The organism is Nocardia mikamii NBRC 108933 (assembly GCF_001613505.1).
Classification (GTDB): Bacteria; Actinomycetota; Actinomycetes; order Mycobacteriales; family Mycobacteriaceae; genus Nocardia; species Nocardia mikamii.
The window spans coordinates 565,021-588,989 of record NZ_BDCM01000003.1 but is presented as its reverse complement, the minus strand read 5'-3'; the positions used below and the strand labels follow the sequence as shown (position 1 = coordinate 588,989).

General features: G+C 67.2%; 27 protein-coding genes. 15 read left to right on the top strand and 12 right to left on the bottom strand.

What is annotated here, in order from left to right; genetic code table 11:
• Window positions 1–35: 35 nt before the first annotated feature.
• The 5 genes from NMI01S_RS04300 (at window position 36) to NMI01S_RS04280 (ending at window position 5,320) form a co-directional block, all read left to right on the top strand.
• On the top strand, window positions 36–653 hold the full coding sequence (locus NMI01S_RS04300; protein ID WP_062994805.1) for a pyridoxamine 5'-phosphate oxidase family protein: 618 nt from the start codon (window positions 36–38) through the stop codon (window positions 651–653).
• A 74-nt stretch (window positions 654–727) separates the two neighbouring features.
• Entirely contained in the window at window positions 728–1,963 is a 1,236-nt protein-coding gene (locus NMI01S_RS04295) for a Mur ligase family protein (RefSeq protein ID WP_062994804.1), read from the top strand.
• Window positions 1,963–2,673 carry a type 1 glutamine amidotransferase gene (locus tag NMI01S_RS04290; RefSeq protein ID WP_062994625.1) on the top strand — a complete coding sequence of 237 codons (711 nt, stop codon included), beginning with the start codon at window positions 1,963–1,965 and terminating at the stop codon, window positions 2,671–2,673. Before NMI01S_RS04295 ends, NMI01S_RS04290 begins: the two co-directional genes overlap by 1 nt.
• A gap of 169 nt (window positions 2,674–2,842) precedes the next feature.
• On the top strand, window positions 2,843–4,417 hold the full coding sequence (locus NMI01S_RS04285; RefSeq protein WP_245716691.1) for a GMC oxidoreductase: 1,575 nt from the start codon (window positions 2,843–2,845) through the stop codon (window positions 4,415–4,417).
• 75 nt (window positions 4,418–4,492) lie between these two features.
• Window positions 4,493–5,320, top strand: a complete 828-nt coding sequence (locus tag NMI01S_RS04280; protein ID WP_062994623.1) for a hypothetical protein — start codon at window positions 4,493–4,495, stop codon at window positions 5,318–5,320.
• Window positions 5,321–5,329: 9 nt separating this feature from the next.
• Here NMI01S_RS04280 and NMI01S_RS04275 read toward each other — a convergent pair whose 3' ends face one another.
• The 3 genes from NMI01S_RS04275 to NMI01S_RS04265 form a co-directional block, all read right to left on the bottom strand.
• Window positions 5,330–6,535, bottom strand: a complete 1,206-nt coding sequence (locus NMI01S_RS04275) for a low temperature requirement protein A (RefSeq protein ID WP_062994622.1) — start codon at window positions 6,533–6,535, stop codon at window positions 5,330–5,332.
• Window positions 6,536–6,589: 54 nt separating this feature from the next.
• Entirely contained in the window at window positions 6,590–7,048 is a 459-nt protein-coding gene (locus tag NMI01S_RS04270) for an SRPBCC family protein (protein WP_062994621.1), read from the bottom strand.
• A gap of 272 nt (window positions 7,049–7,320) precedes the next feature.
• Window positions 7,321–7,506, bottom strand: a complete 186-nt coding sequence (locus tag NMI01S_RS04265) for a DUF1918 domain-containing protein (RefSeq protein WP_036497343.1) — start codon at window positions 7,504–7,506, stop codon at window positions 7,321–7,323.
• A gap of 192 nt (window positions 7,507–7,698) precedes the next feature.
• Here NMI01S_RS04265 and NMI01S_RS04260 point away from each other — a divergent pair, with 192 nt between their 5' ends.
• Window positions 7,699–8,274 (top strand): dihydrofolate reductase family protein, encoded by a 576-nt coding sequence (locus NMI01S_RS04260; protein WP_062994620.1) that lies wholly within the window; start codon window positions 7,699–7,701, stop codon window positions 8,272–8,274.
• A gap of 17 nt (window positions 8,275–8,291) precedes the next feature.
• On the opposite strand, the gene NMI01S_RS04255 is transcribed toward NMI01S_RS04260, so the two are convergent.
• Window positions 8,292–8,708, bottom strand: a complete 417-nt coding sequence (locus NMI01S_RS04255) for a secondary thiamine-phosphate synthase enzyme YjbQ (RefSeq protein WP_062994619.1) — start codon at window positions 8,706–8,708, stop codon at window positions 8,292–8,294.
• 388 nt (window positions 8,709–9,096) lie between these two features.
• Between NMI01S_RS04255 and NMI01S_RS04250 the strand changes: the two genes are divergently transcribed.
• Entirely contained in the window at window positions 9,097–10,362 is a 1,266-nt protein-coding gene (locus tag NMI01S_RS04250; protein WP_062994618.1) for an aspartate kinase, read from the top strand.
• Between the two features lie 78 nt (window positions 10,363–10,440).
• Complete coding sequence (locus tag NMI01S_RS04245) at window positions 10,441–11,475, top strand: aspartate-semialdehyde dehydrogenase (RefSeq protein ID WP_062994617.1); 1,035 nt, start codon at window positions 10,441–10,443, stop codon at window positions 11,473–11,475.
• Window positions 11,476–11,569: 94 nt separating this feature from the next.
• Here NMI01S_RS04245 and NMI01S_RS04240 read toward each other — a convergent pair whose 3' ends face one another.
• Entirely contained in the window at window positions 11,570–12,166 is a 597-nt protein-coding gene (locus NMI01S_RS04240) for a TetR/AcrR family transcriptional regulator (RefSeq protein WP_062994616.1), read from the bottom strand.
• Window positions 12,167–12,260: 94 nt separating this feature from the next.
• Here NMI01S_RS04240 and NMI01S_RS04235 point away from each other — a divergent pair, with 94 nt between their 5' ends.
• The gene (locus NMI01S_RS04235) at window positions 12,261–12,677 is read left to right on the top strand and encodes a nuclear transport factor 2 family protein (RefSeq protein WP_062994615.1); all 417 of its coding nucleotides are present in this window, start codon (window positions 12,261–12,263) and stop codon (window positions 12,675–12,677) included.
• A gap of 73 nt (window positions 12,678–12,750) precedes the next feature.
• On the opposite strand, the gene NMI01S_RS04230 is transcribed toward NMI01S_RS04235, so the two are convergent.
• The gene (locus NMI01S_RS04230; RefSeq protein ID WP_062994614.1) at window positions 12,751–14,097 is read right to left on the bottom strand and encodes a serine hydrolase domain-containing protein; all 1,347 of its coding nucleotides are present in this window, start codon (window positions 14,095–14,097) and stop codon (window positions 12,751–12,753) included.
• A 153-nt stretch (window positions 14,098–14,250) separates the two neighbouring features.
• Between NMI01S_RS04230 and NMI01S_RS04225 the strand changes: the two genes are divergently transcribed.
• Both NMI01S_RS04225 and NMI01S_RS04220 read left to right on the top strand, forming a co-directional pair.
• Window positions 14,251–14,673 (top strand): Fur family transcriptional regulator, encoded by a 423-nt coding sequence (locus NMI01S_RS04225; protein WP_062994613.1) that lies wholly within the window; start codon window positions 14,251–14,253, stop codon window positions 14,671–14,673.
• Window positions 14,674–14,743: 70 nt separating this feature from the next.
• On the top strand, window positions 14,744–16,210 hold the full coding sequence (locus tag NMI01S_RS04220) for a catalase (protein WP_062994803.1): 1,467 nt from the start codon (window positions 14,744–14,746) through the stop codon (window positions 16,208–16,210).
• A 79-nt stretch (window positions 16,211–16,289) separates the two neighbouring features.
• Here the strand turns inward: NMI01S_RS04220 and NMI01S_RS04215 are convergent, their stop codons facing one another.
• Both NMI01S_RS04215 and NMI01S_RS04210 read right to left on the bottom strand, forming a co-directional pair.
• Window positions 16,290–16,508 carry a hypothetical protein gene (locus tag NMI01S_RS04215; RefSeq protein WP_062994612.1) on the bottom strand — a complete coding sequence of 73 codons (219 nt, stop codon included), beginning with the start codon at window positions 16,506–16,508 and terminating at the stop codon, window positions 16,290–16,292.
• Window positions 16,509–16,558: 50 nt separating this feature from the next.
• Window positions 16,559–17,194: a TetR/AcrR family transcriptional regulator gene (locus NMI01S_RS04210; RefSeq protein ID WP_062994611.1), complete on the bottom strand. Its 636-nt coding sequence runs from the start codon at window positions 17,192–17,194 to the stop codon at window positions 16,559–16,561.
• Window positions 17,195–17,294: 100 nt separating this feature from the next.
• Here NMI01S_RS04210 and NMI01S_RS04205 point away from each other — a divergent pair, with 100 nt between their 5' ends.
• Window positions 17,295–18,032 carry an SDR family oxidoreductase gene (locus NMI01S_RS04205; protein ID WP_062994610.1) on the top strand — a complete coding sequence of 246 codons (738 nt, stop codon included), beginning with the start codon at window positions 17,295–17,297 and terminating at the stop codon, window positions 18,030–18,032.
• Window positions 18,033–18,060: 28 nt separating this feature from the next.
• Here the strand turns inward: NMI01S_RS04205 and NMI01S_RS04200 are convergent, their stop codons facing one another.
• Window positions 18,061–18,813, bottom strand: coding sequence for a TetR/AcrR family transcriptional regulator (locus tag NMI01S_RS04200; protein ID WP_062994609.1), 753 nt, complete (start codon window positions 18,811–18,813; stop codon window positions 18,061–18,063).
• A gap of 156 nt (window positions 18,814–18,969) precedes the next feature.
• Here NMI01S_RS04200 and NMI01S_RS04195 point away from each other — a divergent pair, with 156 nt between their 5' ends.
• Complete coding sequence (locus NMI01S_RS04195) at window positions 18,970–20,490, top strand: MFS transporter (protein ID WP_062994802.1); 1,521 nt, start codon at window positions 18,970–18,972, stop codon at window positions 20,488–20,490.
• A gap of 360 nt (window positions 20,491–20,850) precedes the next feature.
• Here the strand turns inward: NMI01S_RS04195 and NMI01S_RS04190 are convergent, their stop codons facing one another.
• The 3 genes from NMI01S_RS04190 to NMI01S_RS04180 all read right to left on the bottom strand — a co-directional run bounded on the left by NMI01S_RS04190 (window position 20,851) and on the right by NMI01S_RS04180 (window position 22,878).
• On the bottom strand, window positions 20,851–21,516 hold the full coding sequence (locus tag NMI01S_RS04190) for a LutC/YkgG family protein (RefSeq protein ID WP_062994608.1): 666 nt from the start codon (window positions 21,514–21,516) through the stop codon (window positions 20,851–20,853).
• Between the two features lie 268 nt (window positions 21,517–21,784).
• Window positions 21,785–21,991, bottom strand: coding sequence for a DUF397 domain-containing protein (locus NMI01S_RS04185; RefSeq protein WP_062994607.1), 207 nt, complete (start codon window positions 21,989–21,991; stop codon window positions 21,785–21,787).
• Entirely contained in the window at window positions 21,988–22,878 is an 891-nt protein-coding gene (locus NMI01S_RS04180) for a helix-turn-helix domain-containing protein (protein ID WP_062994801.1), read from the bottom strand. The genes NMI01S_RS04185 and NMI01S_RS04180 overlap by 4 nt, the downstream gene beginning before the upstream one ends.
• Before the next feature lie 352 nt (window positions 22,879–23,230).
• Between NMI01S_RS04180 and NMI01S_RS04175 the strand changes: the two genes are divergently transcribed.
• A complete protein-coding gene (locus NMI01S_RS04175) occupies window positions 23,231–23,416 on the top strand; it encodes a hypothetical protein (RefSeq protein WP_062994606.1) in 186 nt (61 codons plus the stop codon).
• A 2-nt stretch (window positions 23,417–23,418) separates the two neighbouring features.
• A complete protein-coding gene (locus NMI01S_RS04170; protein ID WP_062994605.1) occupies window positions 23,419–23,700 on the top strand; it encodes a hypothetical protein in 282 nt (93 codons plus the stop codon).
• The last annotated feature ends 269 nt before the right edge of the window (window positions 23,701–23,969 follow it).

The window sequence follows — 23,969 nt, the reverse complement described above, 5'->3', positions numbered from 1 at the left end:
TGGCGGGCGGCGTATCTCGCGCGTTCAATGGGGTGATGAGCGAGATCACCAGCGCCGCCGAACTTCGGGAACTGCTCGGTGAGCCGGCGCCGCGCGCCGCGACGAAGGAACGGACGCGCCTGCATCCGCTCGATCGGGAGTGGATCGCGACCGCGCCGTTCGCCGTCCTGGCCACCAGCGACGCCGACGGTCGTTGCGATGCCTCGCCGAAGGGCGATCCGGCCGGATTCGTGCACGTGATCGACGACCACACCCTGGCCGTTCCGGAGCGGCCGGGCAATCGGCGGGGCGACGGATACTTCAACATCCTGTCCAATCCGCATGTCGGCGTGCTCTTCCTCATTCCCGGGCGCAACGAGACGCTGCGGATCAACGGCCGGGCGCGGCTGCTGCGCGACGCGCCCTACTTCGACGACATGGTGGTCAAGGGGCACCGGCCGATCCTCGCCATCGAGGTGGCGATCGAGCAGATCTTCTACCACTGCGCCAAGGCGTTGCTGCGCAGCGAGTTGTGGCGGCCCGAACGCTGGCCGGAGGATCCGCTGCCCAGCCATGCGGTCCTGGTGAAGCAGGTGCAGCGCAACACCACCGAATCGCTGGAGGAGCTGTGTGACTACTACTCACCGGAGAACTACCGGCGCATGCTCTACTGACCGCCTCCCGACGCCGGTCGCAGATCACATCGGCCGGTCGCGCACGGGTGTCTGCCCACCAATACACTCGCGTGGTGGCAGACATCTCGGTGCGCGGACGGCTGGCGCTGCGGGCGGCGGCAGCGGCGTCGTGGGCCTCACAGAAGGCCGGACGCGGTAAGGGGTCGATGATCGGCGGGCTGATCGCCCTGCAGATCGCCCCGGACATCATGACCCAGCTGGGCCGTGACCGGCGGACGGTGCTGGTCACCGGTACCAACGGCAAGTCGACGACGACCCGGATGACCGCGGCCGCGCTGGCCGAACTGGGCCACGTCGTGACGCAGGCCGACGGGGCGAATATGGATGCCGGAATCGTCGCCGCGCTCAGTGTCGACCGCGCCGCGCCGCTGGCCGCCATCGAGGTCGACGAACTGCATCTGCCGCACGTGGCCGATGCGCTGAATCCGGCCGCGGTGGTGCTGCTGAATCTGAGCCGTGATCAGCTCGACCGGGTCGGCGAGATCAACATGATCGAGCGCAAGCTGCGCGAGGGTATGGCCCGCCATCCCGACACCGTGCTGATCGCCAACTGTGACGACGTGCTGATCTCCTCGATCGCCTACGACCATCCCCATGTGGTGTGGGTGTCGGCGGGCAGCGGCTGGGCGGTCGACGCCACCAGCTGCCCCCGCAGCGGCGAGCCGATCGTCTGGGAGGGCAACCACTGGCGCAGCACCGGTGCCGACTTCCATCGGCCCGATCCGCAGTGGTGGGTCGACGCCGAGTATCTGTGCGGGCCCGACGGACTGAAACTGCCGCTGCACCTTGCGCTTCCGGGGCGCGCCAATCGCGGCAACGCCGCGCAGGCGGTGGCCGCCGCGGTCGCGCTGGGCGGCCGTGCGGAAACCGCGGCGCAGGCCGCCGGAACCGTTCGCGAGATCGCCGGCCGCTACCGCACCGTGCAGGTGGGTGAGCATTCCGCGCGCCTGCTGCTGGCCAAGAATCCGGCCGGGTGGCAGGAGGCGCTGTCCATGATCGACCCCGACGCGACGGGTTTGGTGATCGCGGTCAACGGCCAGGTGCCCGACGGCGAGGATCTGTCCTGGCTGTGGGATGTGCGCTTCGAGCACTTCGAGGGCACCCAGGTGGTCGCCGCGGGCGAGCGCGCCACCGACCTGGGCGTGCGGCTGACCTACGCCGGTGTCGAGCACACGACGGTGCCGAATCCGTTGCGTGCCATCGCATCCTGTCCGCCCGGGCGGGTCGAGGTGCTCGCCAACTACACCGCCTTCCGGGATTTGAATCGCGATCTGGACGGAAACCACTGATGGCTGAATCGACGGTACGGATCGGGCTGGTGCTGCCCGATGTGATGGGCACCTACGGTGACGGCGGCAATGCGCTGGTCCTGCGGCAGCGGCTGCGCATGCGCGGTATCGATGCCGAGATCGTGGAGATCACGCTCGAGGACGCGGTGCCGGAGACGCTGGACATCTACACCCTCGGCGGCGCCGAGGACTCGGCGCAGCGCTTGGCGACCAGGCATCTGCAGCGCTATCCGGGTCTGCAGCGTGCGGCCGCGAAAGGCGTTCCGGTACTTGCCATCTGCGCTGCGATCCAGGTGCTGGGCAATTGGTACGAAACCTCGGCGGGGGAGCGGGTGGACGGTGTCGGCCTGTTCGACGTGACCACCGCTCCGCAGCGGATCCGGTCCATCGGAGAGGTCGCCACCACGCCGCTGCCGGCCGGCCTGACCCAGCCGCTCACCGGCTTCGAAAATCACCGGGGCGGAACGACTCTCGGCGCGGACGCGACCGGACTGGGCCGGGTCACCAAGGGCGTCGGCAACGGTGTCGGCGACGGCATCGAGGGGGTGGTGCAGGGCTCGGTGATCGGCACCTACATGCACGGCCCGGCACTGGCCCGCAACCCCGAACTGGCCGATTACCTGCTCACGCGCGCCCTCGGCGGTCGCGAACTGGAACCGCTCGACCTGCCCGAGGTCGACCGGCTGCGCCGCGAACGCCTGCGCGCCTGAATCCCCTCCACTACGTGATATAGCGATCGCGCATGTAACAGCGCGGTCGTCGACGCCGATCCTGTTGAGAGATAGGAAGTTCGGCGGTAGTCTCGCGCGCGGCCATGCGTGATGAGGGAGGTGGCCGGTGCGGAGACGTGCCTTTCTACAGGCGGCCGGTGCTGCGGTTTTGCTGGGTGCCACGGGCGCGTTGCGCGAGACCGGAACAGCCGCCGCCGATCCGGCCTGGAACGGAATGTTCCGCAACTGGGTGTCGGAGATCTTCGTACCGCTCGCGGATCCGCCGGAGCATACCGAGGCGATCGTGATCGGCTCCGGATTCGGCGCCGCCGTCGCGGCATTGCGACTGGCCGAGGCGGGGATCGCGAACACGGTGCTGGAGCGCGGGTCGCGCTGGCCGAACGATCCGTGGCGAGAGATCTTCACCGGTGACGATCTGCCCGACGGGCGCGGCTTCTGGCATCGCACCAGTTTCACCGGCGTCACCAAGGTCGCCATGCATTTCGCCGATTTCGGCGGTGTCCTCGATGTCACCGAATTCGACGGGATCGATGTGTGGCGGGCCGCGGCCGTGGGCGGCGGGTCGGTGATCTTCTCCGGGTGCATGATCGCTCCGGAGCGCCGGCATTTCGACGAGATCTTCGGTGGCACAGTCGATTACACCGAATTGGAGCGCATCTACTATCCGCGCGTGCGGCAGATGCTCGGCCTGTCGGTCATGCCGGCCGATATCTACAATTCGGCTCCGTTCGCCCATTCCCGGATGTGGGACGATCAGGTGCGCGCGGCCGGATACGAGCCGCGGCCCAGCGAGTCCATCTTCAAATGGGATACGGTGCGCGCCGAATTGGCCGGTGCCACGCGCGCGTCGGCCACCGCGGCCCGCAGCAATCTCGGCAACTCGAACGGTGCGAAGTTCGACCTCAACCAGAACTATCTGAAGTACGCGCATGCCACGGGCCGCTCGTCGGTGTATGCGGGGCATCGGGTGGACAGCATCGGCCGCGACGGTGACCGCTACGTCGTACGGGTCTCCAAAATCGACCCGACCGGCGCGGTCCTCAGCGTCAGGACTCTGACCTGCGACAAGCTGTTTCTCGGCGCGGGATCCATCGGCACCACCGAACTGCTGGTCCGTGCCCGCGCCACCGGCACGCTGCCCAACCTCGACGAACATGTCGGCGACGGCTGGGGCACCAACGGCGACGTCGCGCTGGCTCGCGGTGAGAGCCGGCTCTCGGGGCTGGGGCAGGGTGTGCCGAGTGCCAGCCGGATCTTCGACGAATCCGGCATGCCGTTGACGTTGGAGAGCTGGTACATCCCCGGAATTCCGGTGGAGACCGGCGCATTGGCCTCACTCGGGCTGGTGATCGATCCGACCCGCACGCGCATCACCTACGACGCCGCGCGCAATACCGCCGCCCTGAGCTGGCCGCGTGCGGCTCAGGATCGGGTCGTGGCCGCCTGCCGCGCGGTCGACCAGCGTATCGCCGAGCGGTCGGGCGCGCTGTTCGACTATCAGGCGCTGGGCTACGACGCCAATGCCCCGTTCACCGCGCATCCCCTCGGCGGTGCGGTACTGGGCCGGGCCACCGACAACTACGGCCGGGTCAACGGCTGTCCCGGGCTGTACGTGGTCGACGGCGCGGCGATTCCGGGCAGCACGGGCGCGGCCAACCCGTCGCTGACGATCACCGCGCTGGCCGAACGCAACGTCGAGGCGATCATCCGCGCCGGGCGCTGATTCCCGCCGCCCCGGGCCCCGGGGCGGCTTCCCGGCGTCGCCGGTGCCGCTACTCTCGGCAGGTACCCGTTCGATGTGGAAGGGACCGTTGTGGCGCAGTACCCGGCTGGATCGTTGCCCGAGGAGTATCCGCGCAAGCCGCCGGCGCTGTGGACCGACCTGCTGATGCTGGCGCTCGCCGTGGTTTCGGTGGGTCTGGTCACCTGGACCACATTCTTCACGGTGCCCCAGCACACGTATCACGTGATCGTGGTGGTCGACATCTCGATCTGCGCGGTGTTCGCCCTCGAATTCCTCTGGCGCTGGCGGCGGGCGGATTGGTCGTGGACCTTCCCGTTCGTCTACTGGTACGAGGTCCTGGGCATGATCCCGGTGACCAGCCCGTTCTTCCGGGGCTTCCGGTTGCTGCGCATCATCGTGATCCTGGTCCGGCTGGCCCGCGTCGCCGACCGGGCATTCGGCGATCGGGTCACCGCCGCGGTGGTGAACCGCTCGGTCGGCGTGATCGTCGACGCGGTCCGGCGCCCGGTCACCATGGCCGTGCTGGAGGAGGTCGCCGATGTGCTGCGCCGCGGCCGGTACACCCACAATATCGCCGCGGCGCTGGAGGAGAATCGCGCCGAACTCGACGCCATGATCCTCGAGCTGATCAAGAAGGATCCGGCGGTCGGGCGGGTGCGCTACCTGCCGTTCCACGAGGAGATCATCCGCGGTATCGCCGACACCAGTTTCCGGATCATCTTCCAGGTGCTGGCCGATCCGCGCACCGACGAACTGGTCGGAGATGTGTTGCGCGAGAACATCGATCAGATGCGGGACGCGGTGCGCGAGGGCGGGCACGCGCCGGAGGCGGTGGATCACAAACTCCAGCAGCGTATTTCGCCCGATCGCGCACCGCGCTAGTCCCTTCGGTCAGTGCGCGTGCCGCACCGCGTCGCGTGGCTGCGCGTAACGCACTGTCTCCCAGACGATCAGCACGGTGAGCACGGCACACAACAGCCCCAGTGCGGCCATCGCCGGCAGCTGTCCGGCGAGCGGAACCAGAGCGATCAGCACCGCCGCGGTCACCAGGCGCGGCCACAGCACCACCCGGGTCGCGTAGTGCCGGAACCAGACCAGTGCCAGCAGGTACAGCACCACGCCGCCGTAGAGCGCGAACAGGGGGATGCCGTGCAGCCGATCGTGCAGGGTATGGCCGGCCGCGCCACCGAGATAGTTCAGCGTCTTCTTCAATCCGAGCGACAGCGCGACGATGCCGGCCACCATCGGGAAGTGCAAAAAGGTGTAGCAATTGCGCGCGATCCGGATCCGGCGCGAACCCGAGGTCTCGGTCATCGCGCGTTCCACGACGGTCGCGGCGACGTCGAAGTAGGCCCACCACAGCAGGCCCGAAACCGCCAGTGCCAGCAGCGATCCCACGGTGATCGGCCACGAGATCGGCAGCCCGGCGACGCCCACGCCGATGGAGACGATCGATTCACCCAGCGCGACGATCACGATCAGACCGTGCCGCTCGGCGAAGTGCGAGGCCGAATTCACGCGCCAGTCGTTACCGGCGAAGAAGGTCCAGACCATATCGCCGGCGATGGCCGCGATCCACAGCACGATCTGTACCGTGCCGTGTTCGACGGCCGCCACGATCAGCAGTGTGGTGCCGATGGTGATCGAGCCGCCCGCCCAGCGGCCGACCTGCCCGCGCAATTGCCGGTCCTCGGTACTGGCCAGCCAGAACATCCCCAGGTGGACCAGCCGGATCACGAGATATCCGATGGCGAACACGAGCGGTCCGTACCAGCCGCCCGGCATGTCGTGGAACGCCTCGGGAATCACCTCGGCCACGATGAGCCCCGCGCCCATGGCCGCGAACATCGCCACCCGGGCCAGCCCCTCGTCGGCCTTCACCACATTGCCCAGCCAGGCGTAGGCGATCCAGACCCACCACATCACCGCGAGGACCAGCAGGGCCCGCAGCATGTTGAGCGCGGTGACGTCGTGGGCGGCCAGATCGGTCACCTGGGTGAAGGCGAAAACCAGGACGAGGTCGAAGAAGAGTTCCAGCTGGGTTACCGAGGCGTCCTCGGTGACCGCTTGAATGCGTGTGCGTCTGACACCGGTCATTCGCACATCGTGGCAGGAAGCCGGCGTCAGCGCCCGCGCCGGCGAACCTCTCGGTCAGCCGACCTCGTAGTTCTCGCCGAAGGGAAATTTTTCGATGTACTCGATGAGGTTCTGCACCGCCTCGTCGTTGGCCCGCGACAGCGTGCGCTTGAGCAGCAGCCCGGGAACGGGAATCGGTAGATACACCTCGGAGTGGTACCAGACTTCGGTGCCCTCGTCGGTCTCCTCGATGTCGAACCAGCCCTTGCCGCCGCCACCGGCGGCGCTCTCCACCACTTCCCAGGAGATGCGTTCCGGGGTGCAGGTGTACTCGAGGACCTGACGGTCGGAGTTGTTGAGGGTCGTCACCGTGGCGTAGACGCGGCGGGGACGGTCGAATTCGTCGCGGGTCGCGACGCGCACATCGCGGTGCGCGGGCGACCATTCCGGAATCCGCTCGACGGCCAGCAATGCTTCCTGAACCTGATCGGGTTCGACATCGATGATGAATCGGTGATCGGTCTTCGTGCGCATGTCTTGCCCTCCACTGCTTCGGCCGATTGTCTCCGCCGTCACACGCGGTCGTCAACCGTGTGGTCTGTTCCTGGAGTTACAGAGACCGACCAGTCTGATTCGGTTCGGCCGGGCGTGCCGAGTTTGCGGTCGCGCTGCCGGGGCGGGTCGGCGGCGCGACCGGCGTCGGTGCACCTCGCTGGTGGCCGGGCGATTGCCGGGCGAGTGGTCGCTTGCCCGAAGAGGACTGCCCCCAGGTGGGAAAGGGGGCTTGACGTTGCTCGTCCGCACAGCTACCGGTGGTGGAGGACCTCCCAGTCGGGCCCCGGAAAGACCAGACTTTCGTGTCCGTCCTCGAACCGTACGACGTAAGGCGGGGCGCCGTCGCTACCGCGCGCCTCGATGATTTCGCCGGTGCGTTCGGGCATTCCCACAGCATTGCTGTGAACGAGGATGTGATCGCCTACATGCGCCTGCATGCCCGCCATTATCGTTCGATGTGATACTGCTCACAAGTCGCTGCCGCAGTTCCTTGCCGCGTGAATCGCCTCCTCGTCGCAATCGTCCGCATCGGCGCGCGGAGACTCCCGATTCCCGCTTGACACCACTGCATCTGTAGTACTACGTTTCAACCACTACATTTAGAGTGCAACGGTCAAGGTGGTATCGGTATGCGAAAGCTCGTCTATTTCGTCGGTGTCTCGCTCGACGGCTATATCGCCGGGCCGGGTGGGGAGTACGACTTCTATCCCGTGGCCGAGGAGATGGTGGAGTTCGTCAAAGTTCGTTATCCGGAGTCGATTCCCGCGCACATCCGCCCGCACGTCGGGATGGCCGTGGACGAGCCCAACAAGGAATGGGACACCCTCGTCATGGGGCGCGGTACCTACGAACCCGCGCTGTCGGCCGGCATCGCGAGCCCCTATCCCCATCTGAAGCAGTACATCGTCTCGGCCACGCTCGATCGCGTCGACGATCCGGAGGTCGAGCTCGTTCCGGGCGATCCGGTGGCCCTGGTGCGTCGCCTGAAGCAGGAGGACGGCAAGGACATCTGGTTGTGCGGGGGCGGACAACTCGCCGGCGCGCTCATCGACGAGATCGACGCGTTGATCATCAAGAGTTATCCGGTGGTCGCGGGCGCCGGCGTCAGCGCGTTCACCGGCAACTTCCGGCCGACCGCGTTCACGCCCGTGCGGCGCCACGAATTCGGCAACGGTGCGCAGATCACCTGGTTCCAGCGCGGCTGACGTCACCGGCCGGGGGATCACCCGGCATCGCGCAGGAAGGACAGGCGCACCCGGCGGACCGGGTTGTCGACGTTGAGGTCCACGAAGGCGATGGACTGCCAGGTGCCGAGCGTCAGCTCGCCGCCCAGCACCGGCACGGTGGCATAAGGCGCGATCAGCGCGGGCATGACGTGCGAGCGGCCGTGCCCGCGCGAGCCGTGGGCGTGGCGCCAGCGATCGTCGGCCGGCAGCAGATCGCGCAGGGCGTGCAGCAGGTCGTCGTCGCTGCCCGCGCCGAGCTCTATCAGGGCCACGCCGGCGGTGGCGTGCGGGACGAAGACGTGCAGCAGTCCGTCGCCCCCACCGGCCTCGCGCAGAAACGTGGCGCACTGCGGGGTGAGGTCGTGGACGACCTCGCGATCGCCGGTGTGCAGCTCGATTTCGATGCTCTTCATAGGCCCATCGTGCGCTTTCGCCGCGCGGTACACCGGGAACTCGGGTGAAGGGGTTCGCCGACCGGGTGCTAAACCGGTCGGTGTGATTACTCACACCGGTACGCCGGCTGTTGGGGCGGCAGCGGATCACGGCCTCCGGCGGACCCGGAAAACCGCTGATGAACGGGGCTGTTCGCGCCGATTCCGATGCCCTGCAAGGGCTCTGCCGTCGCGGCCGCGCCCCGCAGCGCCGGCACGGGACGGGATCGCCGCTGGTCCGGGTAGCGAATTCGGGGGACGAACCCCGCCGGTCCCGGTGGCCGCTCGGAGGTAGCCCACCACCGAGCGGACTCCGATCGGTAGTCTTATTGGCTGTAACAGCAGCTAGTCGATCTTGGAGGACCCCACTGTGGCTCTCGTCGTTCAGAAGTACGGAGGATCTTCGCTCGAGTCTGCCGAGCGGATCCGGCGCGTCGCTGAGCGGATCGTCGAGACGAAGAAGCAGGGGCACGACGTGGTCGTCGTGTGCTCGGCAATGGGTGACACCACCGACGAACTGCTCGACCTGGCCCAGCAGGTGGCGCCCGCGCCGCCGGCCCGTGAACTCGACATGCTGCTGACCTCCGGTGAGCGTATCTCGAATGCGTTGGTGGCCATGGCGATTCACTCGCTCGGCGCCGAGGCGCGGTCGTTCACCGGTTCCCAGGCGGGAGTGATCACCACCGGCACCCACGGCAACGCCCGCATCATCGACGTGACTCCGTCCCGGGTTCGCGATGCCCTCGACGAGGGCATGATCGTGCTGGTCGCGGGTTTCCAGGGCGTCTCGCAGGACAGCCGCGACATCACCACGCTGGGCCGCGGCGGTTCCGACACCACCGCGGTCGCGCTGGCCGCCGCGCTGGAGGCCGATGTCTGCGAGATCTACACCGATGTCGACGGCGTGTTCACCGCCGATCCGCGGATCGTGCCGGATGCGCAGAAGCTGGAGCAGGTGAGCTTCGAGGAGATGCTCGAGCTCGCCGCCACCGGCGCCAAGGTGCTGATGCTGCGCTGCGTCGAATACGCCCGCCGCTACAACGTTCCGGTGCACGTGCGGTCGTCCTATACCGACCGCAAGGGCACCTATATCTACGGATCGATGGAGGACATCCCCTTGGAGGACGCAATTCTCACCGGCGTCGCGCACGATCGCAGCGAGGCCAAGGTGACCGTGGTGGCCCTGCCGGACGAGCCGGGCTACGCGGCCAAGGTGTTCCGGGCCATCGCCGACGCCGAGATCAACATCGACATGGTGTTGCAGAACATCTCCAAGGTCGAGACGGGCAAGACCGACATCACCTTCACCCTGCCCAGGGCCGACGGGCCGCGCGCGGTGGAGTTCCTGACCAAGCGTCAGGGCGAGCTGGGCTTCAGCCAGGTTCTCTACGACGACCACATCGGCAAGGTGTCGCTGGTCGGCGCGGGGATGAAGAGCCACCCCGGCGTCACCGCCACCTTCTGTGAGGCGCTGGCCAAGGCCGGAATCAACATCGACCTGATCTCCACTTCCGAGATCCGCATCTCCGTGCTGGTCAAGGACACCGAGCTGGACGGCGCCGTGCAGGTGTTGCACAAGGCGTTCGACCTCGGCGGCGACGAGGTGGCGGTCGTGCACGCGGGATCGGGGCGCTGACATGGTCGGGTCAAGCGCGGAGGCGGCAGCGCAGCGTAACCACGTAGCGCTCCCGAGCATGTCGAATGGAGCAGAGCCATGGGTGTACGCGTAGGTGTGGTCGGCGCGACCGGGCAGGTCGGCGCCGTCATGCGAAAACTGCTGGAGGAGCGCGACTTTCCCGCCGATGAGGTGCGATTCTTCGCCTCCTCGCGCTCGGCCGGGAAGAAGCTGCCCTGGCGCGGCGGCGAGATCGTGGTCGAGGACACCGAGACCGCGGATCCGTCCGGACTGGATATCGCCCTGTTCTCCGCCGGCGCCACCATGTCCCGGGTGCAGGCGCCGCGGTTCGCGGCCGCGGGCGTGACCGTCATCGACAACTCCTCGGCGTGGCGCAAGGACCCCGAGGTGCCGCTGGTGGTCAGCGAGGTGAACCCCGAACAGACCCGCAATCTGGTCAAGGGCATCATCGCCAACCCGAACTGCACCACGATGGCCGCCATGCCGGTGCTCAAGCCCCTGCACGACGAGGCCGGACTGCAGCGGCTGATCGTCTCCAGCTACCAGGCCGTGTCCGGCAGTGGACTGGCCGGTGTCGAGGAGTTGGCCGGCCAGGCCCGCGCGGTGATCGGGGATGCCGAGAAGCTGACCCACGACGGGAGCGCCGTGCAGTTTCCCGCGCCGAACAAGTACGTCGCGCCGATCGCGTTCAACGTGCTGCCGCTGGCGGGTTCGCTCGTCGACGACGGTTCCGGTGAAACGGACGAGGATCAGAAGCTGCGCAACGAGAGTCGCAAGATTCTCGGCCTGCCGGAGCTGCTGGTCAGCGGCACCTGTGTGCGCGTGCCGGTCTTCACCGGGCATTCGCTGTCGATCAATGCCGAATTCGCGCGGCCGCTCTCGGTGGAGCGGGCGAAGGAACTGCTCGCCGATGCGGCCGGTGTGAAGCTGGTCGACGTCCCGACGCCGCTGGATGCCGCCGGTAAGGACGAGTCGCTGGTCGGCCGGATCCGTCAGGATCCGGGCGTGCCGGAGGGGCGCGGCCTGGCACTGTTCGTCTCGGGTGACAACCTGCGAAAGGGCGCCGCGCTCAACACGATTCAGATCGCGGAAGTGCTGCTCGCGCAGCGCTGACACTGGGTTCTCTGTCGACGTTCACTTCGAACGGGCCGTCCGATTGCGGGCGGCCCGTTTTCTTGTCGCCGCTCAGCGGGTTTCTCGCGGGGGCTCAGCCGGCTGGTGCGCAGCGGGCCCGGAGTCCGTCGAAGACGACGGCGAAAGCGCGGGCTCGCTGATCTCCGGTGGCGGTGTGCGTACCCGCGAAGGTGCCCTTCAGTACCCGCATCAGATCGTCGAAGTCGATATCGCCGCGGATCGCGCCGCCATCCTGCGCGCGCCGCAGCAACCGGGCGATCGCGGCCTGGAATTCTTTTGTGGGACCGGTGATCTCGATCGTCTCGTGACCGCCCAGCGCGTCGGCGAGGTCGCGCTTGACCCCGCCCTCGGCGACCATGTGGTCCAGCAGGTCGAAGAAGGCGGCCCCGGGATCAGCGGCGGACTCGAGGCTGCGCGCGTAGTCGAGCATTCGCTCGATGTTGTCGACGATGGCGGCGTGGAACAGGGCTTCCTTGGTGGGGAAATGGCGGTACACGGTGCCGGGGCCTACCCCGGCGCGCCGCGCGATCTCATCCAAGGGGACCGAAATACCTTCGGCGGCAAAGGCTTCCCGGGCGGCCGCGAGTACCCGTTCCCGGTTGCGGCGGGCGTCGGCGCGCAGGGCGCGGCGTGGTTCGGCCGCCGGGTCCGCTGACTGTTTCTCCGCCACACGGCGAGTCTACCGGTCAACCGTTGACAAACGGGGCGTGCGTTCCGGATTATAAACGGGGCGTACGTTCCGCTTCTAGCATAGGGAGTTTGTCATGGTTTCCAGTTCGGTGCGCAGTGCCCGCCAGGTGGTCGAGGACCTGTTCGCGACATTGCCGGTGCGCGATGCCGATGCCTTCGTCGCGGCGCTCGCCCCCGATGCGGTCTTCGAGATCCCGTTCCCGATTCCGGGAATGCCGCAGCGGCTCGAGGGACGGGAGGCGATCCGCGAACACCTCGCGCAACGCTGGTCGGGTCTGTCCGGCATCGAAGTGCACGGCGTCTATCCCACGGTGTACGAATCGACCGAGGACGGAGTACTTTTCGTGGAGAACGAGGTGGATATGACGCTGCCGGGGGCGCCGCGGGCGCGGGTTCACACCTCGGTCAACGTGGTGCACGTGCGGGACGGCGAGGTCACCCTGTTCCGTGACTATATGGATACCGCGCGGATCGGGCGAATCGCCGGCTGACCCGACCTCGCCGGCCCGGCCCGGGAGCGCGTGCCGGAGCTGTCCGCCCGACTCCGCGCATCACGCCGCCGCGTCAGCGGATTCCGGGTGTGCGGGGATCGGGCCCGAGGCAGACCAGCAGTGCGCAGCCCGGCGGGGCGTCCGAGAACGGCGGTGCCAGTGGCGTATTCAGACAGGACAGCACCGAACAGCCGCGGTAGGCATCGGGCCCGACGCCGAATACCGCCAGGGTGATGTCCGGATCGAAGAACGCCCGCGGATCCAGGGTGACCGGTGGTTCGACATAGGGGCCGGGATCCGGAATCGGCGGCTCCCGGAAGGCGCCGAGTAATCTGCGGAAGAACTCCCAGGTCAACTCCGTCAGGTTCTGCACGATGCCGGTCGGGCCACCGCTGCTGCGGTTGCCGAAGACGCCGGTCCACACCACGGTGAGGTCCAGGCTGGGGATGAAGAAGACGTCCTGCAGGCCGAGCCCGGACATCGCGAACACATCCGGGGGCAGGAACGACGGTATCTCGATACACCCGGGGCGGGCCCAGAACAGATAGCCGTAACACTCGCGGCCCGGGCCCGTCTCCTGGGCCCGGCGCAGATAGTCGGCCGAGACCACCGGCACCCCGTTCCAGTCGCCGTGGTTTGCGACCAGCAGGGCGATCTTCGCCAGATCGTCCGGCGGGATCATCAGGTGCGCGTAGCCGTAGGTGTGACCGGAACGGTCGCGAGCCCAGTAGTAGTCGCTACGCTGAATTCCCAAGGGGGAGAACAGTTCGCGCTGTGCGAACTGTTGCAGCGGTTCACCGACGGCCAGTTCGATCACATACGACAGCAGATCGACGTTGCGCTGACTGTAGGAGAACCGGGTGCCGGGCGGATTGTCGAGCGGGACCCCGAGCGCCTGCACAGCACTGTTCGGATCGATCGGCACCACCCCGGAGACGCCCTCGTTGATCACTCCGACGCGCAGGCCGGAGCGCTCGGTGAGCAAATCCTCGACGGTGATCGCGCGGTGGGCGGCATCGCCGAGTCCGGGCGGCAGGTAGCGGTCGATCGGCGCGTCGATATCGAGTTCGCCCTGATCCCACGCGATTCCGGCGATCAGCGACACCACGCTTTTGGTGACGCTCCAGATATTCCACGGCGTGGTATCGGTGGCGTCGTTGTGCGCGCCGGATCCGATCAGGCAGTTGTGCCGAAAGATTTTGACGTTCAGCCGGTTCCGTTCGTCGGCGAACCGCAGCGCGGAAGCCAGCCGCGCCGAATCCAGGCCCGCCGATTCCGGGGTGGCCCGTTCGAATGCGCGTCCGGACGAGACCGCGCAGGTCGGTGGATCCTCCGCTCGTGCCGGTACCGCGGTGGCGCAGGCGCCACCGATCAGTACGACGACGAGAACCCCGATGAACCAGCCGTGTAGGCGTCCCATGAGTCGAGGTTAACGACGGGCATCCGGCCGTGGTGTCCAACACGCAACCGCCGCAATCAAATCGGAATCGGCACGACAAGGGGGTGCGGCCCGGAGAAAACATCCCCATGAGTCTTTTCTTGACTTATTCCAGAAAAGGGGCAGACTGGGGTCATGCACACCGAGGGTTTCGATCCGCGCGAACGATTGCGTGCGGCCGGCCTGCGGGTTACCCGCCCGCGGGTGGCGGTGTTGGAAGCGGTTGCGGCCCATCCGCATTCGGATGCCGACAGGGTGGCCGCCGCGGTCCGGCGGGAGCTGGGTTCGGTGTCGACACAGGCCGTGTACGACGTATTGCACGCCTGTGTGGGCGCGGGCCTGCTGCGCCGGATCGAACCGGCCGGTTCGGCGGCGCGGTACGAAACCCGCATCACCGACAACCATCACCATCTGGTGTGCAGAAACTGCGGCACGGTCGTGGACGTGGACTGTGTCGTGGGCCGTGCCCCCTGCCTCGACCCGTCGGATGCGCACGGGTTCACGATCGACGAAGCCGAGGTCGTGTTCTGGGGACTCTGCCCGCAATGCCGTCGGTGACGACGCGCCATCACGATGGCCCGGACCTCCCGGGCGACAGCTGAAACAGGAGGCTGCGATGACCAAGCCGATCAGTGGGCCGACCACTACCAACACCGGCACTCCGGTCCCCAGCGACAACGAATCGCTGACCGCCGGCACCGAGGGCCCGATTCTGCTGCACGACCATTACCTGATCGAGAAGCTCGCCCAGTTCAACCGGGAGCGGGTGCCGGAGCGGATCGTGCACGCCAAGGGTGCGGGCGCCTTCGGCGAGCTCGTCGTCACCAACGACGTCAGCCGCTACACCAAGGCGAAGCTGTTCCAGCCGGGTGCGCGGACCGAATCGCTGGCGCGGTTCTCCACCGTCGCCGGTGAACAGGGCAGCCCCGACACCTGGCGCGATCCGCGCGGTTTCGCGGTCAAGTTCTACACCCCCGACGGCAACTACGATCTGGTCGGCAACAACACCCCGGTGTTCTTCATCAAGGACCCGATCAAGTTCCCCGATTTCATCCGTTCGCAGAAGCGACTGCCGGGCAACGGCCTTCGCGATCACAACATGCAGTGGGACTTCTGGACCCTGCGCCCGGAATCGGCGCATCAGGTGACCTGGCTGATGGGTGACCGTGGCATTCCCAAGACCTACCGGCACATGAACGGCTACGGCTCGCACACCTACCAGTGGATCAACGCCGCGGGCGAACGGTTCTGGGTGAAGTACCACTTCAAAACCGATCAGGGCATCGAATTCCTGACTCAGGCGGAGGCCGACCGGCTGGCCGGCACCGATCCCGACTATCACCGCCAGGATCTGTGGGAGGCCATCGGACGGGGTGAATTCCCGAGCTGGACTCTGTATGTACAGATCATGCCGGTGGGCGAGGCGGCGAACTACCGCTTCAACCCGTTCGATCTGACCAAGGTGTGGTCGCACAAGGACTACCCGCTGATCGAGGTCGGCACCTGGACGCTGAACCGCAACCCGCGCAACTACTTCGTCGAGATCGAACAGGCCGCGTTCGAGCCGTCGGCGATCGTGCCGGGTATCGGTTATTCGCCGGACAAGATGCTGCTGGGCCGGGTCTTCGCCTATGCCGACGCCCATCGCTACCGCATCGGCACCAACTACCACCAGTTGCCGCCGAACCGCGCGCGGGCGGCGGAGGTGAACTCCTACTCCAAGGAGGGCGCCATGCGCTACGACTTCAACGCGCCGGAAGTGCCTGTGTACGCGCCGAATTCGTTCGGCGGCCCGCATGCCGACGCGGCCGCCGCCCCGGAGGAGGCGGCGTGGAGTTTCGAGCCCGAGCAGGTGCGGGCCGGCTACGTCCAGCACGCCGAGGACAGCGACTGGGCACAGCCGGGCACGCTGGTGCGTGAGGTGTACAACGACGAACAGCGGGAGCGCTTGGTGGACAACGTGGTCGGGCATGTGCTCGGCGGCGTGCGTGAACCGGTGCTGAGCCGGGTGTTCGACTACTGGAAGAACGTCGATCCGGAGATCGGCAAGCGCATCGAGGAAGGTGTGCGCGCCGGTCTGAACGGCAACGGCTGAAGCTGACGAAATCTGCGGGCCCGCACCGGACTTCGGTGCGGGCCCGTCGCCTGTTATCGATGCCGCGCGGCGCCGGCCGCTACTGGCACCAGGTGGGGCCCTGGTTCATCAGCATCAGGCGAAGGATGGTGCACATGATGGACTGTGTGGACGATCCGCTGCCGCCGTCGGCAACCGGCTGGGTCGCGGACACGGGTGCGGCGGTCTGCGTCGCCGTCTCGGCCTGGGCCGGAGCGAGGGGGAGCAGGACGGCGCCACACACCAGTGCGCCGGCGGTGAGCCGCGAAATCCGAGTCATCGTGAACAGACCTTCCGTCAAGGGTTTTCGATCCGTGGGAACGGATCCGCTCACTCATCTACGGCTGTGCGAGAAGTGTTAACGGGCGGCAGCAGGGTGTCGACGAGCCGGGTCGCGGTGGTGTGGTCGAGTGGGGCGTGGCCGAGCAGGAAGCGGTACCAGAACAGTCCGTAGAGCAGATCCACCAGCAGGTCGGCATCCGTCTCGGCGGGCAGTTCACCTCGGGTGATCGCGCGCTCGAGGATATCGCGCACGGCGGCGCGGCGAGCCGCGGTGAACTCCTGCATCAATTCGGCGAGGTGGGGGTCTCGCGCGGCCTCGCGGACCAGCGCGCGCAGCGCCGGGGCGGTCGAAGCCTGCTGGGCGCCGGCGAAAGTGGAATCGGCGACCGCCAGCAGATCGGTGCGCACCGAGCCGGTGTCGGGAGTCGGGACCGAGCGGCGCGCGCGGTCGAGCAGAGCATCGAGCAGCACCGCACCCTTCGACGGCCACCAGCGGTAGATCGTCTGTTTGCCGACCCCGGCCGCGGCCGCGATGGAATCGACCGTGACCGAGCGGCCGTCGGAGGTGGCGAGTTGGGCCAGGGCGGCGTCGAGAATCGCGCGATGGGTGGCCTCGTTCCGGCGCCGGCCGGTGTGCGCGCGCTCGGGCGGCGCCGAATCCGGCTCCCGCGGTGGTATTCCCATGGCCTGCCTCCCAGCGGTGACGATGTGCGGGAATACCGCACCCGATACGCTCGTTGTCGAGACTGTCAGTCTCGACAAACTGTACAGGACAGGAACAGTAATGAGCGCTTCCAGCACCGGCATCCCGCGCGTCGTCGTCATGGGCGGTAGTTCCGGTATCGGTGCGGCCACCGCCGCGCTGTTCGCGAACGAGGGCGCCGAGGTCGTCATCACCGGCCGCGGTCAGGACAAACTCGACGCGGCAGTGGCTCGGCTGGGCGGTAAGACCAGCGGCTACCGGATGGACGCGACCGATGCCGAGCAGATCGCGGCATTCTTCGCACAGTCCGGTCCCATCGACCACCTCGTCGTCGCGGTCAGCGGTTCGGCGGGCAGCGGTCCGTTCGCCGAACTCGATCTCGACCACCTGGCGCAGGGGTTCGACGGCAAGTTCTGGCCGCAGGTGAGAATTGTCAAAGCCGCTCTGCCGCATCTGGTTTCGAACGGTTCGATCACCCTGATCACCGCGGCGTCGGCGCATGCGGCCTTCCCCGGCACCGCCGGACTCGCCGCGATCAACGGGGCGCTGAACGCCATGGTGCCTCCGCTGGCGGTCGAGCTCGCCCCGCTGCGGGTGAACGCCGTGGCCCCCGGCGTCATCGACACCGAATGGTGGGAGCGGGTGCCGGAGCAACAGCGCCGCACCCTCTTCGACGGCCTCGCCGCCACCACACCCGTTGGGCGCGTAGGGGATCCGGAGGAATTGGCGCGGGCCGTACACATGATCGCCACCAACGGCTTCGTCAGCGGTGTGGTGCTCGACGTCACCGGCGGGGCGAACCTGCCCACCGGCCGCTGAGCTCCGCGGTGGAGGTCCGGGCAGTTGCTCAGGACCTCCGCCGCGCGTGCAGTCCGTCCAGGATCAGGCCGAGTTCCTCGTCGAAATTGTCCTCGCGGATGCGGGCGGAGTCGTGGCCGCGGTGGTCGGCGAAGCGCTGGTAGATCCGGGGATAGGGGCGTGCGGCGATTTCGGCGGCGGCCATGAACTGGTCGAACCAGACCTGTTCGTCGAGGCCGCTGCGCGCGATCGAGGTCAGCATCGCGGCCTCGGTGGAGGTGGCGCCGATGACGTAGGCGAGCAGCGTATTCGAGGCGCGGTCCGCGGTGTCCGTGTCGAAGCCGGCGCCTTCCAATATCGACAGCAACGACTCGGACAGACGCAACATGTTCGGCCCCAGATAGACCAGCCCGGCGGTGGTCATCACCATCGAAGTCCATGGGTGGCGCAGCAGGATGTGCCGGATGTCCTGACATAGTTCGAGCGCGGCGGCCCGCCAGTCGGCGATCGGCTCGGCCGGTAACCGCAGTTCGCCGAAGGCCGCGTCGACGACCAGTTCGAGCAGTTCGTCCTTGTTGGCGACATGGGTGTAGAGCGAGGTCGCGCCCGCGCCCAACCGGCTGCCCAACTTGCGCATGCTCAGCGATTCGAACCCTTCGGCGTCGAGCAGGGCGATCGCCTCGGCGACGATCTGCTCTCGGCTCAGCGCGGGCTGATCGCGGCGCTGCCGGTGCTCGCGGGTCCACACCGAGCGAATCTGCGTGGCTTCCGTGGATCGGGTCGTATCGGGCCGAGACGCCATCGGCTCTCCTTTCGCAGTCGACGTCAGCATAGTCGCGTCCGCACGACGTTCGATCGGGCGAACGTCGTACCCATTGCCGAACACTGTGCGGTGACCGTACAGTGTTCGGCAATGGCGCACGGTGTGCGTCGCTTCGATCTCTCGGAAGGATTCGCGATGGAAACTTCGGAATCGACCGCTGTCGGCAGTGCGCGCCGGTGGCTGATCCTGGTCGTCCTGTGCCTCAGCTCGCTGGTGCTGGTGATCGACAATATGGTGCTGACGGTCGCCATCCCGCAGATCGCCACCGATCTGCATGCCGACGCGCAGCAGATCCAATGGATCATCGACGCCTATCTGCTGGTGTTCGCCGGACTGCTGCTCACGTCCGGCAGTCTCTCCGACCGCTTCGGCCGGCGTCTGGTCATGGTGATCGGACTGGCACTCTTCGGCGGCGCCTCACTGCTGGCCGCCTATGCCGGAAGTCCGGAGACGCTTATCGCCGGGCGGGTCCTGATGGGCATCGGCGGCGTCCTGATCATGCCCAGCACCCTGTCGATCCTCATCACCGTCTTCGACGACCGGGAACGGCCGAAGGCCATCGCGGCGTGGAGTGCGGTCGCCACCCTCGGCATGGTCGGCGGCCCGGTGCTCGGCGGGGCGCTGCTGAACCACTTCTGGTGGGGTTCGGTCTTCGTGATGAATGTGCCGATCGCGGGCATGGCGATCATCGCGGCGTTGGTGCTCATGCCGGAATCGCGGGGGCCGTGGCGTAAGCCGGACCTCCCGGGCACGGTGCTGTCCATCGTCGGGATGACGGCGCTGGTGTGGACGATCATCGCGGTGCCGCAGCGCGGCTGGTCGGACGGTGCGACCATCGCTGCCGCGGCGGTGACGGCCGCCGCGTTGTGTGGCTTCGTGATTCGGGAACTGCGCACCGATTCGCCGATGGTCCCGCTGCATTTGTTCGGCAACCGCACCTTCACCGGGTCCAGCTTCTCGCTGGTGCTGGTGACCTTCGCCAACGGCGGCCTGGTGCTGGTGCTGACGCAATATCTGCAATTCGTGCTCGGTTATTCGCCGATGCGGACCGCGCTCGCGTTCACGCCGATGGCGATCGCGCTGCTGGCGTTCAACGCGCTGGGGGCGAGCGTGGTCGCGAAACTCGGTGCCAAGCCGGTGACCGTCGCCGGGTTGGTCGTCGTCGCCGGAGGCTTCGGGGTGCTGGCCACATTGAACGCCGGAACCGGGTTCTGGCTGCCCGCGCTGGCCATGGCACTGCTCGGCGCGGGAGCCGGTCTGGCGATGCCCGCGGCAATCGGCGCGTTGATGAGCGCGGTGCCCGCCGAACATGCCGGGGTGGGGTCGGCGCTCAACGACACCATTCAGCAGACCGGTGGTGCGCTGGGCGTCGCGGTCCTGGGAGCCATCCTGGCGGGCGGCTATTCCGGCGCGATGCCGGACCGGGCGCCGGCGAGTGCGCGCGAATCCATCGCCGGTGCGCTCGGCCTGGGCGACCCGCACCTGGCGGGACTGGCTCGCGATGCCTTCAGTTCGGGAATGCAGGCCGCCTTCGCGGTCGGCGCGGTGAGCGCGGTGGTCGCGGCACTGGTGGCGGTGTTGTCGATGCGTAACGTGAAAGAGACTGTGGGACAGCAGGACCCGGGTACAGCGGAAGAACTGGTCGGCACGCGCTGACCGGCCGGGACGGACTCCGTCGCGTCCGGAGGTCGAGTCCGTGGCGAGCCGGGGGCTGCCGATCGGTCAGATCAAGCCCCACCAGTAGATCAGGCAAGCCAGGACGAAGACGACCGCAGTTTCCATACCCCCATCATTCCTCGAGTCGGACACCCGCGCCGCTGCCGAATCGTGATCCGCCCGGCCTGTCACCCCTCGTCGACAGACCGAGCGGATCGTCTCGGTCGCAGCCGGTGGGTGATCCTGCCGCCCCCTCTCGCGGCAGGAGCACTCCCGGTGTCGACGACGACATTGCCGGGATGCGCTTGCCGCGCCCTTAACGAGCGCTTGTGGGGGCGCTTGGAAATGAGAGGCCGTCGATCAACCGGCGATGACGACGACCAGCCGTCGCTCGGTCTCCTCGATCACCCCGCCGACCTTGCCGGAATCGGCCTCCGGATCGGTCATGGCGGTCGGGCCGCCGAACCAGGTGATGGACCGGCGCGGGTCCAGCTTGTCCAGGACCTGCGGCAGCGAGTAGTCGATCTGCTCGACGCGGACCACGCAGATGTGACAGTCGGCCAGAACGGCGGCATCGCGGCGGCACTGTCCCGGTCCGCCGTCGAGGATCAGGGTTCCGGCATCGGCTACCGCGCCGGCACATCCGGTGACCACGGCATCGGTGCGTTCACGATCGAGGATCGACAGGTGCGGTTGATCGTCGAGGACACGATGTTCGCCCGTCAGTTCCCAGCGCCGCAGCCAATGCTCGGGCAGGCCGTCGGGGGCCAGCGCCGAGCGGGCGCCGTGGGCGCGCAGGGCCGAGTCGATCGCACCGGGGATCTCGTCCACGCCGACCCGATGAACCTGGGCGCCATGGTGTTTGAGGCGGTCGATGAACAGTTCGACGATCTCGGCCTGGTCCTCGGCCGAGTGCACCGGGGCGTTGCGCTGATAGTTGCGCGGCACCGGCACCATACGTTCGTCATTGGGTAACGCCTCGAGGGCATCGCGCACGCGGCGCAGGAAATCCTCCCGCGAGGTCACCGTGAATCTCCCGTTCCATTGCTCCGGCTCCTCCCGCCGGATCGTACTTCGCGCACCAGGCTACCGTGCGGTAGGAGATCGCGAGCTCAGCCCACGAATTCCCGGCTCGCGCCGGTGCCGGATCAGCGTGACGACCAGATCGCCGCGGTGGCCGTTCATCCCGCCGAGTGCCGGCCGCGACCACGACACCCTCCCTGTTGTGGTCCTGGTCACAGTAGATCCGCGCCGAACGACGTGCTCAGCCCCTTGTTTCGCATGAGGCGATCGGTCAAGCGTGGTCGAGGGTGCCGTTGCGGAGGTCGGTGGTGAAGGCGTCCCATTCGGCAGGGGTGAAGACGAGGGCGGGGCCGGTGGGGTGCTTGGAGTCGCGGACTCCGACATGGCCGCTGGCGAGGAACGCTGTTTCTACGCAGTCCTTGCCGCCCGAACTGCGGCTGGACTTGAACCACTTCGCCCCGGTCAGATCGACGTTCACGCTCGGAACTCCCTTGCTGTGTGCCGCAGAAGACGCTTGCTCTCTGCAACGTCAAGTGCCGCTTGCTGGATGACGTTGTACGCCTGACGATACCGTCCCACATCGGCGTTTCGCTCGAGGTACATATCGCCCGCGTAGGACTCGATATAGACCACGGTTGGCGAGATATCGCGACCCTTCGAGTCTTGACCGAAGTCGAGGATCGTGAACGGTCCCGGCGGTGTTCCCAGCGGAAATCCGGCGGCGAACGGTAGGACGCGCACGGTGACGTTGGCGGGCGCGTCGGCGAGATGACGTAGCTGCTCCGCCATGAGGGCCGGAGTACCGACCATCGTCCGCAGAACGGCTTCTTGAATCACCAAATCCACTTTGGCCGGGTTGGTTTTCCGGGTGACGAGCACTTGTCGTCGGCGTTTCAGCTCCATGCGCCGCTCCAATTCGTCCCTTGCAATTCTCGGGAAATAGATCTGATCCAGGAGACGGGCGTAGTTCGGGGTCTGAAGTAGGCCAGGCAGCATGTCCGGGCGAAAGATCGACAGTTGCCGCGCCGACGACTCCAATCCCACGTACAGGTCGAAGTTCCCCGAAATAACGTCATCGAATGCCTGCCACCAGCTTTTGCCGGTGCTCTGTTTCGCCAGGCCGACCAGTCCGGCAATGACCTCGGGATCGTCGATGTCGTAGATCGCGCACAGCGCCTCCACATCGAGCACGCGGATGGCCGGGGACTTTCCGGCTTCGAGTCGAGACAGCTTGCTCGCCGACCATTGCATAAGTGGCGCAACGTCTTCCAACCGAAGGCCCACGCCGAGGCGGGCCTCCTTGAGATACCTTCCCAATTGCCGCCGGGGCAGGGTGGTCGAGCTGTCCTCACCAACGTTCGTCATGGATTCCTCGTTTGCATCGTGAGTGGTCTCCGTTTGCACGAGGAAAGAAATCGGCTACCCCCGTGCGGACCGCTCTGGGCCGTTGCAGAACTTCCGTTGCATATGCATGGCGCTATTGTCCCGCCGGCTCAGTCGGTGGTCTTCTTGAGCCACCCCGATGGCCGGGAAACTCGAATCGGCAAGTCGCACAACCGTTGCCCCCGGATGCGACTACAACCGTGATGATACCGACGAGACATTACCGCGTAGCACCGACGCCGCAAGGTGGTGGCCGAAAAATGGCCCCGGCCATCGGGAGTACCACCAGCCGCATGCCCGCTGGTGCCCCGACGATGTCCGGAGGTGTTCTCCCGTGCACGGTCTGCGACCGATCATCCACAGCGCCTTGCCGACCATGACCACCGCGCTCGCTCACCGCATCATGCAGGACCATCTCGATTGCCCGATAACGGTGTGCGCCAGAAAGTTACAGGCCAAACTCTGGCTGGTCGCGACCGGCGCCATGCACCCCGCCGACCGCCCGCACTTCGGGATCTGAGCATGACCAATCCGGTCTTCCACGGCCCGCTCGCCAACCCGATCTCCCCCGAGCGGATGCACCGCGAGATCCACGCCGAACGCCACGCCAACTGCACCCCGCAGACCTGCGACATGCTCAGCAGCTGCCGCAACATCCTCACAACCCTCGGCCACGACCCAGACGCCGCGACCCCCGCCCGATGCCCCGGCTGCCGCACCGGGCCCACCATGAAAACGACTCGCTCGCAGGACGTTCCGACGCCACCGTCCACACTCCCCACCGAGTGCCGCGAGCGAGCCTGAGGTGCCTGTGGGGTCCCCTCCCGACCCCGCAGGCCACCGCAACTCGACAAGGAACGATGTATGACACCTTCTCTGCCGCAACGCATTCCACGGACATCATCGGCACCGGCGATCCAAGGCGACCCCCACTGGTACGCGGCAATCGCGCAAGCCCTACGCGCCACCCCCGCCACCAGCTTCCCCTGCCTGAACGACCTGCTACCCCGCCACCCGACCCCGCCCGCCGGAACGGATGCTGCGCAGCGCTCCGGGCGGCGCGGATGACAAAT